This is a genomic window from Corallococcus macrosporus (assembly GCF_017302985.1).
In the GTDB taxonomy this organism is placed as follows: Bacteria; Myxococcota; Myxococcia; order Myxococcales; family Myxococcaceae; genus Corallococcus; species Corallococcus macrosporus_A.
Genome location: NZ_JAFIMU010000002.1, coordinates 24706 through 36793 on the forward strand (window position 1 = coordinate 24706; position 12088 = coordinate 36793).

At 69.0% G+C, this 12088-nt stretch carries 10 protein-coding genes; 6 read left to right on the forward strand and 4 right to left on the reverse strand.

What is annotated here, in order from left to right; genetic code table 11:
- Positions 1-97: 97 nt before the first annotated feature.
- The 3 genes from JYK02_RS00540 (at position 98) to JYK02_RS00550 (ending at position 2288) form a co-directional block, all read left to right on the forward strand.
- On the forward strand, positions 98-1135 hold the full coding sequence (locus JYK02_RS00540; protein ID WP_207047900.1) for a glycoside hydrolase family 43 protein: 1038 nt from the start codon (positions 98-100) through the stop codon (positions 1133-1135).
- 147 nt (positions 1136-1282) lie between these two features.
- A complete protein-coding gene (locus JYK02_RS00545; protein WP_242588279.1) occupies positions 1283-1792 on the forward strand; it encodes a hypothetical protein in 510 nt (169 codons plus the stop codon).
- Positions 1793-1802: 10 nt separating this feature from the next.
- Positions 1803-2288 (forward strand): SMI1/KNR4 family protein, encoded by a 486-nt coding sequence (locus JYK02_RS00550; RefSeq protein ID WP_207047901.1) that lies wholly within the window; start codon positions 1803-1805, stop codon positions 2286-2288.
- Here JYK02_RS00550 and JYK02_RS00555 read toward each other — a convergent pair whose 3' ends face one another.
- Positions 2289-3662, reverse strand: a complete 1374-nt coding sequence (locus tag JYK02_RS00555) for an ArnT family glycosyltransferase (RefSeq protein WP_347402397.1) — start codon at positions 3660-3662, stop codon at positions 2289-2291.
- A gap of 125 nt (positions 3663-3787) precedes the next feature.
- Here JYK02_RS00555 and JYK02_RS00560 point away from each other — a divergent pair, with 125 nt between their 5' ends.
- A complete protein-coding gene (locus tag JYK02_RS00560) occupies positions 3788-5878 on the forward strand; it encodes a thioredoxin domain-containing protein (protein WP_207047902.1) in 2091 nt (696 codons plus the stop codon).
- A gap of 30 nt (positions 5879-5908) precedes the next feature.
- Here the strand turns inward: JYK02_RS00560 and JYK02_RS00565 are convergent, their stop codons facing one another.
- The 3 genes from JYK02_RS00565 to JYK02_RS00575 are packed head-to-tail and all read right to left on the reverse strand — an operon-like array spanning position 5909 to position 8956.
- Positions 5909-7444 (reverse strand): transglutaminase-like domain-containing protein, encoded by a 1536-nt coding sequence (locus JYK02_RS00565; protein WP_242588280.1) that lies wholly within the window; start codon positions 7442-7444, stop codon positions 5909-5911.
- Between the two features lie 44 nt (positions 7445-7488).
- On the reverse strand, positions 7489-7965 hold the full coding sequence (locus JYK02_RS00570; RefSeq protein WP_207047904.1) for a GNAT family N-acetyltransferase: 477 nt from the start codon (positions 7963-7965) through the stop codon (positions 7489-7491).
- On the reverse strand, positions 7856-8956 hold the full coding sequence (locus JYK02_RS00575) for a D-alanine--D-alanine ligase family protein (RefSeq protein WP_207047905.1): 1101 nt from the start codon (positions 8954-8956) through the stop codon (positions 7856-7858). Before JYK02_RS00575 ends, JYK02_RS00570 begins: the two co-directional genes overlap by 110 nt.
- 168 nt (positions 8957-9124) lie before the next feature.
- On the opposite strand from JYK02_RS00575, the gene JYK02_RS00580 reads away from it, so the two are divergent.
- Both JYK02_RS00580 and JYK02_RS00585 read left to right on the forward strand, forming a co-directional pair.
- Positions 9125-10423 carry an HD domain-containing protein gene (locus JYK02_RS00580; protein WP_207047906.1) on the forward strand — a complete coding sequence of 433 codons (1299 nt, stop codon included), beginning with the start codon at positions 9125-9127 and terminating at the stop codon, positions 10421-10423.
- 17 nt (positions 10424-10440) lie between these two features.
- Positions 10441-11976: an MBL fold metallo-hydrolase gene (locus tag JYK02_RS00585; protein ID WP_207047907.1), complete on the forward strand. Its 1536-nt coding sequence runs from the start codon at positions 10441-10443 to the stop codon at positions 11974-11976.
- The last annotated feature ends 112 nt before the right edge of the window (positions 11977-12088 follow it).

Here is a 12088-nt window from a genome sequence, read left to right on the forward strand (position 1 = left end):
TTCGTGCCCACTCAAGTTGAGTTTGGAAAACTCGAAATAGGTTGCTATTCAGCTTAATCAGAGAATCTAGTACGTGACGTCAAGGAGGATCTTCCCCATGACGTCACCCCGCCGTTGCGCCCTTGGCGCGTTCGTTGTCTGCTTCAGCATCCCCATGTTCGCGGGTGCTGCGCCCCGGCCCGTGTTCGCTCCGGGCGGCGGCGGGTTCGCCGACCCGACGGTGGTCAGCCACAACGACCAGTTCTACGGCATGTCGACGGGCGGCCTTGTTCCATCGGCCCAGGGCAACATCGGCACAGGTCCCTGGGCGGCGGAAGGGCCGGCCCTGACGGCGAAGCCTTCGTGGGCCACGAGCGGCGTCATGTGGGCCCCGGACCTGGAGCGGATCAGCGGGAACGAGTGGGTGATCTACTTCGCCGCTCCCGTGGACGGACTGGACGACAACCAGCGCTGCATCGGGGCGGCCACCGCCAGTTCGCCGCTGGGGCCGTTCACTCCGGTCTCGGGCGGGCCGCTGGTCTGTCCGGGACTGGCGAATACGCCTGCCCCGGATGACAACGTGCCGGGCCGTCCGCTGACGAACGCCGGTGTCATCGACCCGTCTGGCTTCAAGGACAGCGATGGCACGCGCTTCCTGCTCTACAAGACGCAGCAGTTGCCCTCGTCGCTGCGCATCGTCCGGCTCAATGCGGCGGGTACGCACGTGGCCAGCGGCGCGACCAGCCGGCAGTTGCTGCGCTCGGACCGCATCGTGGAGAACCCGGTCCTGGTGAAGCGCGCTGGGGACTACATCCTGTTCGCCTCGCGTGGGCCGTACAACAAGTGCACCTACGAAACCATCTGGATGCGGGCACAGGGCCTGGGCACGAATGCCTTTAATACCGTCACGCAGCACCTGCTGCTCACGGACGGCAACACCGGTGGCGTGTGCGGTCCTGGCGGCGCGGACATCGCCGCGGCGCTCGACGGCGGACAGCGCATCTTCTTCCACGGCTGGCTGTGCGGCAGCGATCCCTGCCCGGTGAACTTCGACGCGCAGACCGACGACGGAGGCCGCCGGGGCATGTACCTGGGCGTGCTGGGCTGGGACTCCAACGACAACCCGGTCGTGAACAAGTTCCTCAGCCCGGAATGATCCGCTCCGCGATGGGAAACGCGCCCGCGTGGCGTTCAGTAACGCTCCTGCTTGGAGCGTTGCTGCTTTCGGCATGTGCTGAAGGGCCCACGCCCACGGCCCCTGGGTCGGTCCGGAAGTGGGTGGGGCCGCTGGTGGCGGTGCCTGGTGGCGGTGCCTGGTGGCGGGCAGTTTCGCACCGTCGTCTACTATGGCCCGTGGCAGTGCAGCTCGCAGTTCATGACCTACTGCCGAGAGAAGTGCGCTGGGAGCGGCCATGCTCTCCAGGGCTGTATGTGGCTCGCGGACGTGAAGATGGACTTTGAAGGTACGGTCGTTCGCGCTGGGAGCCGGTTCGGGATGACGAACTGCTGCTGCAACTACGGAACGCTCAGCCCTGCCCTGAACAAGGCCGCCCGCGACAAGTGGGACGACAGCCGTCCTGCGTTCCGAGAGCAGTGGGCAAAGCGGTTTGGAGCATGGCCTTCGGAGAATGGAACCCCCTACGAGGGGCATCACATCCGGGACCTCTGGCATGGTGGCAATCCCACGGACTGGGACAACATCATCCCGTTTCCAAAGGACATCCATCAGACGCTCTTCAAGCTCTACAACCAATGCTACGCGAACTCGCCTCCATGGACGACTGTGGGGACGGACTACCCCTATGGAGAGTAGGCACAAGGCAATGAAAGCGCTGCTTGGGGAGATATCGCGCCGCCACGCTCCCAATCCCCCTGCGACGCTGGAGCAATTGGACACGTTCGAGCAGCGCGTGGGCTGGCGCCTGGATCCGGACCTGCGTGCTTTCTACCTGCATTGTGATGGGGCCAAGTTGTTCGCCCAGCGGGACCCCACGTTCGGCTTCGTCGATCCCGCCTTCACGTTCCTGGCACTGTCACGGATTGCTCGCGCGCGAGTGGTCATGCGCGACGAGGACACGGAGCAGGCGGGCCCGCCGTCCTGGTATGCCATCTGCGAGGTCCGGGACAGCAACTACATCCTGCTCGACGTGAGCCACCAGGAAGCGGGGCGCTACGCCATTCGAGATGGCTACAACGAAGCGTTCCCTGACCCTGAATATTGCACGCGGATCTCCAGCTCGTTTCAGGAGTTCCTGGCTGGAGCGCTTCGGTCCCAGGGGCGTTGGTTCTGGCTCCGCGGCGAAGAGTAACTATGGCTGCACGGCGGGTTTCAGCGTCCGCAGCCGCCACACCGTGAATGTGTGCAGCCTGCGGCTCCGGAAGACGCCCGTGAGCTTCACGGGACCCTCCACCGCCCCAAAGCGTTGCACCAGCTCCGCCGGAGGCGCCGCGCCATTCTCCGAACACCACAGCACGTCCTGCCCGGGCTTCAACTCCAGCTCAGGCCAGACGTCGTACTGGCTCTTGCGCCGTGACGGGCCCACCGTGTCCGTCTCCGCGCCCGTCGCGTACGCCACCTGTGAGGCCAGTTGGTACGTGGGTGCGTAGACCGCCGTGGGACCTGGCGTCATGCCTGGGAACAACTGCTCCGGCGTCCTCAGTCGCTCCAGCACGCCCCAGCCGTGCGTCCTCGCCAGCACCACGTCGCGCTCGAACGTCAGCAGCGGGAACAGCAGGTGCGACGTCACCGCCAGCACCACCGCCATCCCGCTCCACGCCGCTGCCCGCTGCCACACCGGCCGCATCCCCGCGACGCCGATGCAGGCCGCCACGTACGCCGCCGCCGGCCAGTTCGCCTCGCCCCGCGTCTTCGCCGCCGCGTAGCCGAAGAACAGCAGCGGAATCACCGCCGCCATGCGCAGCAGGAACTGCTCCCTCGGCCCGCGCACCGCGTACACCAGCGCCAGCGGGAAGAGCACCGGCCCTCCCATGGCGAACTGTCCCGCGACGTACTCGCCGAACGTCGCCCAGCCTCCGCTTCCTCCCAGGCCGTGGTTCAGCTGGAACTTGAAGCCCACCCAGTCATGGCTCGCGTTCCACAACACCACCGGCAGGAAGCACAGCAACCCCAGCCCCGCGGTGAGCCACGCCCCCGCCGGCAACCTCCGTGCCCGCAGCGCCGCGACCATGAACGCGAGCCCCAGCAACACGGACGGGTACTTCGACAGCAGCGCCAGGCCACACGTCAGCCCCGCCAGGACCCACTTCTCGCGGTACAGCGCCCACAACCCCAGCGCCCAGAACAGCAGCATGGGCGAGTCCGGCGTGGCCCAGACTCCGGAGAGGATGCCTACCGGCACTGCGCTCCACAGCGCCACCGCGCGCCAGGCCGCGTCCCTGGAGCGATACACGTCCAGCGCCAGCCCCCACACCGCCACGCCCGTGCCCAGCCCGCACAGGAGCGCCGTCCCCCGGATGCCCAGCGCGGCGATGAGCCACGCCACCATCGGCGGATGGTCGAAATATCCCCATGCGAGATGCCGCGCCCATTGCCAGTAATAGGTTTCGTCGAAGTAGACGTCCGTTCCCAGCGCCAGCGCGAGCCGCACCCCTACACCCAGTGCCACCAGGACGAGGCACGTCTTCATTCCCGGGCCGGGGCTGGAGTGGGCGGACGCACGCACGCCCCCTGACAAATCTCACCGGGAGGCCGTTGGCCAGCAGGGAGTGAGGCCATTTCAGCTTGCCCCCGCGCACCCAGGCTCACAATGTGAAGGGCCTCGAAGCCGCGGCACACCGGGAGCACCCCATGGACGACCATCCCCCCTCTGGACATACCAACCGTCTGGCCCAGGAGCCGTCGCCGTACCTGCGCCAGCACGCCACGAATCCCGTGGACTGGTACCCCTGGGGGGACGAAGCCCTGGCCCGCGCCCGCGCGGAGAACAAGCCCATCCTGCTCTCCGTGGGCTACTCCGCGTGTCACTGGTGCCACGTCATGGCGCATGAGTCCTTCGAGGACCCCGACATCGCGCGCCTGATGAACGACGGCTTCATCAACATCAAGGTCGACCGCGAGGAGCGCCCCGACCTCGACCAAATCTATCAAGGCGTCGTGCAGCTCATGGGGCAGGGTGGTGGCTGGCCCCTCACCGTGTTCCTCACGCCGGACCTGCGCCCCTTCTACGGTGGCACCTACTTCCCCCCGTCGGACCGCTACGGCCGCCCCGGCTTCCCGCGCCTGCTCTCCGCGCTGCGCGACGCGTGGGTGAACAAGGCCAGCGACATCGAAGAGCAGGCCAGCCGCTTCCAGGAGGGCCTGGGTGAGCTGTCCACGCACGGTCTGGACGCCGCCCCCGCGCACCTGTCCGCGGAGGACATCGTGGCCATGGGCCAGTCCATGCTCAAGCGCATGGATCCGGTGAACGGCGGCTTCGGCAACGCCCCCAAGTTCCCCAACCCCATGAACGTCGCGCTGCTCCTGCGCGCGTGGCGCCGCGGCGGCGGCGAGCCCATGAAGGCGGCGGTGTTCCGCACCCTGGAGCGCATGGCCCTGGGCGGCATCTACGACCAACTGGGCGGAGGCTTCCACCGCTACTCCGTGGACGAGCGCTGGCTGGTGCCCCACTTCGAGAAGATGCTCTACGACAACGCCCAGCTCGTGCACCTGTACTCGGAGGCGGAGCAGGTGGAGTCACGGCCGCTCTGGCGCAAGGTCGTGGAGGAGACCGTCGAGTACGTCCGCCGCGAGATGACCGACCCGGCCGGCGGCTTCTACGCCACGCAGGACGCGGACAGTGAAGGCGAGGAGGGGAAGTTCTTCGTCTGGCGCCCCGAGGAGGTCCGCGCGGCCCTGGCCGTGGGACAGCAGGCGGACACCGTGCTGCGCCACTTCGGCATCAAGCCCGGCGGTAACTTCGAGCACGGCGCCACGGTGCTGGAGGTCGTCGTCTCCGTGGAGCAGCTGGCGAAGGAGCAGGGCCGCCCCGTGGAGGCCGTGGAGAAGGAGCTGGCGGAGGCGCGCCGCGTCCTCTTCCTCCTGCGCGAGCAGCGCGTGAAGCCGGGCCGCGACGACAAGATCCTGGCCGGCTGGAACGGGCTGATGATCCGCGGGCTCGCGCTGGCGTCGCGCGTGTTCAACCGGCCGGATTGGGCGAAGCTCGCGGCGGACGCGGCGGACTTCGTGCTCGCGAAGATGTGGGACGGTAAGCGGCTGTTGCGCTCGTACCAGCACGGCCAGGGCCGCATCGACGGCTTCCTGGAGGACTACGGCGACTTCGCCGCGGGGCTCACCGCGCTCTACCAGGCGACGTTCGACGCGAAGTACCTGGACGCGGCGGACGCGCTCGCGCACCGCGCGGTGGAGCTGTTCTGGGACGAGGAGAAGCAGGCGTACCTCTCCGCGCCCCGCGGACAGAAGGACCTGGTGGTGGCGGCCTTCTCCCTCTTCGACAACGCGTTCCCCTCCGGCGCGTCCACGCTGACGGAGGCGCAGGTGACGCTGTCCGCGCTCACCGGCGACGTGTGCCACCTGGACCACCCGGAGCACTACGTCGCCAAGCTGCACGACCAACTGGTGCGAAACCCCATGGGCTACGGCCACCTGGGGCTCGCGGCGGACTCGTTGGTGGACGGCGCGTCCGGCGTCACCTTCGCGGGCACGCGCGAGACCGTGGCCCCGCTGCTGGCGTCAGCGAACCGCACCTACGCGCCGGTGTTCTCCTTCGGCTGGCACGACACCAGCGCCCCGCCGCCCCCGCGCCTCCAGGAGCTCTTCGAGGGGCGCGAGCCGGTGGATGGGAAGGGCGCCGCGTACCTCTGCCGCGGCTTCGTCTGCGAGCGGCCCATCACCGAGGCGGGCCTGCTCGCGGAGCGCCTGCTGGCGGCCCCGGGCCACTGAAAAGCGCGGCCTCGGGGACGCGAGCGCGGACTACTTCACGTCCGTGACCTGCAAGGAACCGATGAGGGGCGTGATCTCCGCGTTCCCCTCGTAGCCCACGTAGAAGTGGGTCGCGTCCGCGACGGGCTGGTTGAAGGTGGGGTCGAGCTGGGTCCACTCGCCCACGTAGGCCTCCACCCACTCGTGCCAGTACAGCGCGGGCACGCCGTCGGAGTTCACCATGTAGATGACGCCGTCCACGCGGCGGGCGGGGATGCCGGACGCGCGCAGCATCGCCACCGTGAGCAGCGAGTGCTCCGTGCAGTCGCCCTTCTTCTGGCGCAGCACGTCCGTGGCCCGGTCCGCGCTGGCGCCGTAGTCCTTCTGCAGGTTGCTGTACACCCACGCGGACAGCATCCGCGCCGCCGTGTACGCGTCCTTCTCCTCGCGGATGATGCTCTTCGCCTGCGCCTTGATGGCCGGCGCGTCCGCCTCCACCGCGAGCGTGGACTTGAGGTTCTCACCCTTGTCGGGGTCCGCCACCGGCCGGGGCAGACGGCCCTTGGGCGAAGGCGGCGCCGCCAGCAGCGTCACCTCCACGCGGCCGTCCGGCAGCCGGTTGTACTTCTGCCGGTACGTGTCCTGCTGGAACTTCTCCGGCAGGTTCTTCATCACCAGCTTCACCTGCCCGGGGACCTCGCGCGCCTTCGCGGGCAGCGGCTGCGGCAGCACCACGCGCGTGAGGCCAAACACTTCCACCAGGTCCAGCCGCTTCGCCACGGACTCGGACTCGGCGCGCGCCTGCATCGTCTGGCCGAAGTCCACACGCACCATCTTGCCGTCCGTCGTCAGGAAGGCCGCCACCGGCACCTTCTCCTTGTCCGACAGCGTGCTCACCCGCGACAGCTTCACCTTCACGCCGCCCAGCACCTGCTCCTCGGGCGCCTCCACCGTCGTGACGGTGCGGTAGCCCTCCAGGTCCGTGCCGTCCAGCGCCACGCCCTCCACCTTCTGGCCGCGAAGCAGCGCCACGCGCGCCTGGTCCGCGTCCTCCACCGTCTCCTTGGGCAGGGGCAGCGGCTTGAGCACCTCATCCGGCTGGCCCGGGCGCTTGCGCACCACGCGCAACGCATCACCCGTCACCGTGCCGATGAGCTCGTTGTCCCCGCCGTCGCCCTTCTGCGTGACGGTGAAGGACAGCAGCTTGCCGCCCGGCTTCGCTTCATAGACGCGCACCTCGCGGTGCACGCGCTCCGACACGCGCGTGCCCACCTGCGCCTTGAAGATGAGCTCGTTGATGCTCTGCACCTTGTTGCCCGGCAGCGCCGTCAGGTCGGTGAAAAACCAGCCCACCTTCTTGTCCATCAGATACAGGCCGAAGTACTCGCCGCCCTTGGGGCGCGGGGCCTTCAGCACGTCGGACACCTGCTCCTGCGCCTGCGGGGCGCCGGGCGTCTTCGCCTGGGCCTTGGCCGCCGCGGCCTTCGCCTGGTTCTTCAGCGCGGCGGGCGCCTGGGCCCAGGCGGGGGAGGGTGCCCCTGTCAGCAGGGCGAGCAGGCTCAACAATCCCAGACGGGTGCGTCGCATCGGTCGGTTCATGGAAGGCATCTGCCCGCTCCTGGCGGGTGTGACTACAGGCGCTTGGTCAGGATGATGAGGTCGTCGCCCTGCTTGTAGAAGTCCTTGATGCGGGCTTCCTCGCCGTACTTCATGGACGCGTAGAAGCCGCGCGTGGGACCGTAGGCCTCCGTGGCGCTCGTCTCCACGCGGATGATGCGCGACTTGCGGCGGCGCAGGTCGGCCTCCATGGCGGAGATGAGCCCGGCGCCGATGCCCTGGCCCCGGACTTCCGGCGCGGAGGCGATCCAGTACAGGTCGAAGGTGTTCTCCGTCATCGGCGTGGGGCCGTAGCAGCAGTAGCCCACCAGCCCGCCCCCGTCCTGACCGCGGTCCGCCACCAGGATGGTGTAGTCGCGGTTGCCCGCCGTGAGCGCGATGTCAACCAGCTCGATGGCGCAGTCCTGCTCCTCCTGCGAGAAGGTTTCGATTCGCCGGATCAGCGCGGCGAGCGGCTCCCGGTCCTTTCTTTCGAGCGTGCGGATTTCCATGGGTCCTTTCAATCGCGACCTCCACGATGCGGGAGGCCAGGGCCGCGTAGTCCATGCCGGCGGCCTGCGCCGCCTTCGCGAACCCCGCGCCCGGGTGCAGGTCACAGTTGGGGTTGATGTCGATGACGTACGGCACACCCTCGGGGGAAACCCGAAGGTCCACGCGTCCATAGTCCTGGCAGTCCAGCGCTGCAAATGCTTCCAGCGCCGTCTGGATGCAACGCGCTTCCTGCACTGCGTCGAGCCGGCAGGGCCCGGTGGGCGAGTCCCGGTACTCGGGGGACGCCTCCTCCCACTTGGCCCGGTACGACACGATGTTCGGCCGGTTGTCGAACGCGCGGCCAAAGTGGATCTCCGTCAGCGGCAGCGCCTGACGGGGATTGTTGCCCAACAGCGGGACGTAGACCTCGCGTCCCGGGATGAACTGCTCCACGAGCGCGGGCTGGTGGAAGGTGCGCAGCACGGACTCGCACGCCCGCACGAGCGCCGAGCGCTCCGTCACCACGGAGTCGAAGTCCATGCCCACGCTGGCGTCCTCGCGCGCGGGCTTCACGATGAGCGGCCACGGCAGGTCCACGGCCAGTGCATCCTCGCGCTTCTTCACCAGGAACGAGGCGGGCGTGGAGACGCCGTGGGCGCGCAGGATGTCCTTGGCCTTGGGCTTGTGCAGCGCCAGGCCCAGCGACAGGGCGGACGAGCCGGTGTACGGCAGGCCCAGCGCGTCCAGCAGGCAGGGGACGGCCATCTCTCCGCGGCTGTCGGCGGCCAGGGACTCGCAGAGGTTCACCACGAGGTCGGGCTGGAGGAAGCGCAGGGCCTCCACGAAGTCCAGCTTGTCGCCTTCGATGGCGAGCGGCTCGGCGTTCACGCCGTCCCGGCTGAGCGCATGGGCCAGGCTCTCGGCCACCCGGACCACGTCCTCGCGGGCTTCGCGCCCGGGGTCGTCCTCGAGGAGGTCGTGGTCACGATTGTGCAGCAGGATGATGTGCATTCGGAGTGACCCGAGGGTTAGCACGTCCCCAGGGACCTTCCCAGCCTGTGACATGGTGGCCGGTCGGTCCCTCACAGGGCTACCGCCTGCCAGGGTATGCGCTACGGTGGGTGACCTGTAGGAGCAGTTCCGGGCCTCTTGTGTGTGCAGGGGCCCGGCAAGGACGACATGCGGATTCGCGACCCCATCCACGGCGTCATCCCGGTGAGCGACCCGGAGAAGGCCGTCATCGACAGCCGCTTCTACCAGCGCCTGCGCTACGTGCGGCAGCTGGGCTTCGGGGACATGGCCTTCCCCGGCGCCACCCACACCCGCCACGCCCACTGCCTGGGCGCCATGTACGTCGCCTCGCGCGTCTTCAACGCCGTGGCCAGCCGCTCCGAGCTGCCGGACGATGTGCGTGAACATTTCTGCACCGCCGTGCGCCTGGCGGTGCTCTGTCATGACCTGGGGCACATGCCCCTGTCGCACGCGTCCGAGCGCATCGCGCCCCGGCGCTCGCTGCTGCGGCTGCCCGGCTGGCTGGACGCCGTGGCGGAAGGAGAGCAGGCGACCCACGAGGACTACACGGCGAAGCTGCTCCTGGACAGCTCGCTGACGGACATCATCCAGAAGGAGTTCGGCCCGCGCGGCATCACCCCCATGGCGGCGGTGGCGCTGATTACCGGCGCGAAGCCGCCGAAGGACCCGGGCTTCACGCACAAGGGCGTGGACTGGACGCCGCTCTTGCGCGCCATCGTCTCCGGCGAGCTGGACGCGGACCGGATGGACTACCTCTTGCGCGACTCGTTCTACACGGGCGTGAACTACGGCCGGTACGACATGGATTGGATCGTCTCCAACCTGAACCCGGCGGTGAAGGACGGGCGCGCGGTGCTGGCCCTGTCGCGCGCGGCGGCGTTCGCGTTCGAGGACTTCCTGCTCAGCCGCTACCACATGTTCGTGTCGGTGTACCTGCACCACACGTCGGTGAACTTCGACCACATGCTGCGCCGGTACTACGAGGAGACGCCCGGCGAGTTCGAGATTCCCCACGACCCGGAGTCCTTCCTCCTCTGCGACGACGCGGCGCTCTGGTACACGCTGCGCCGCTCGAAGAACCGGTGGGCGGAGCGCATCAGCCGGCGGCAGGGCTTCAAGCTGCTGGCGCAGTTCACGGAGCGCGACACCGGCTATGACCTGGAGGTGCTGAGCAGCGCGCTCACCAGCGGCGGCTTCGAGCACTACACCGTGCAGTCCAAGGGGGCGCTCAGCAAGTACGTGGGGTCCAACGCGACCGGGGCCAGCCCGGGATTGTTCATCCTGGACGTGTCCACGGGCAGGCTGACGGAGGTGGCGCGCTACACGCCGCTCTACCAGCGCTACAGTGGCGCGGTGCGACTGACGCGGCTCTATGTCCGGCCGGACCAGGCGGAGCGGGCGCGCGAGATGATGGGCCGGCTGCTCGGCCAGACGACGCAATCCTGAAGGACGACGGTGCAACCATGAGCGAGCCCCTTCCCGGCATGGGCCTCTTCGGGCCCCACACCCCCGTGGAGCCCCGGCCCTCCTCGGTGGTCATCCTCTACCGCCGCGCGCATGCGGGCGTGGAGGTGTTCTGGGTGAAGCGCGAGCGCGCGCTCACCTTCGCGGGCGGCTTCCAAGCCTTCCCCGGCGGCAAGCTGGACGCCGACGACCACGACGTGCCCGTGCAGGGCGCGCAAGGTGAAGAGGCCGCGCTGCGCTCCGCGGCGGCGCGCGAGCTGTTCGAGGAGGCCGGCGTGCTGGTGGCGGAAGGCGCGCGGGCGCTGTCGCCGCAGGTGCTGGAGGAGGGACGGGCCGCGCTGCTCGCGGGCACGGTGAAGTGGAGCGAGTGGCTGGTGCGCCACACGCTGTCCCTGCGCGCGGAAGACCTCAAGCCCGCGGGGAGATGGGTGACGCCGCCGGCCATCCCGGTGCGCTTCGACACGCGCTTCTACCTGGTGGAGCTGCCGCAGGGCGCCGCCGCGAGCATCATCCCCGGTGAGCTGACCGAAGGCGCGTGGATCCGCCCGGAGGACGGGCTGTCGCGCTGGAGCGACGGCACGGCGCTGCTGCATCCGCCCGCGCAGCACGCGCTGCAGGTGCTGTCGGAGTTCACGGACGAGTCCGACGCGAGAGCGAAGCTGTGCACGCCGCCGTACTGCCCGGGCTACGTGGCCCAGCGCATCGAGTTCCAGCGCGGCGTGCGCGTGGTGGCGCTGGAGACGCCCACGCTGCCCCCGGCGACGCACACGAACGCGTACGTGCTGGGCACGGGCGACCTGCTCATCGTGGACCCCGGTTCATCCGACGTGAAGCAGTACGCGAAGCTGCTGTCGCTGGTGTCGGGCCTGAAGGCGGAAGGCGCCCGGCCGGTGGCGGTGGTGCTCACGCATCACCACGGCGACCACGTGGGCGGCGCGTTCGCGGTGAAGGAGCGGCTGGGCATCCCGCTCTGGTGCCACGCGCGCACGGCGGACCGCCTGGACTTCCCGGTGGAGCGGCTGCTGGAGGACGGCGAGGTGCTGAACCTGGACGGCTCCATGCCGCAGCGCTGGCACGTGCTGCACACGCCGGGGCACGCGCGCGGGCACCTGTGCCTGGTGGACTCGCGCAGCAAGTCCGCCATCGTGGGCGACATGGTGGCGAGCGTGGGCTCCATCGTCATCGACCCGCCCGAAGGCAACATGGTGGACTACCTGGAGCAGCTGAAGCGGCTGCGCGACTGGCCCATCACCACGCTGTACCCCGCGCACGGCTCGCCGGTGCCGGACGGCCCGGGCAAGCTCAACGAGTACCTGCGCCACCGCGCCCAGCGCGAGGCCCTCATCCTGGACGCGGTGCCCGCGACGGGCGCGACGCTGGCGGAGGTGGTGGCCACGGCCTACGCGGACACGCCGCCCCTCCTGCACCCGGTGGCGGAGCGCAGCGCCCTGGCCTCGCTGGAGAAGCTGGTGGCCGAAGGACGCGTGCGCGAGGAGTCCTTCACCTGGTTCCGCGTGGGGGGCGTGGGTGGGTGACGCGGACGCTAACAATGTTGCGCGAGACTCTTTCGGAGTTACCCTCCATGGCTCAAGTGAACCTGCATGTGGGCCGATACCCTTCATCCGCCATCTCGAAATAGCAACTGTC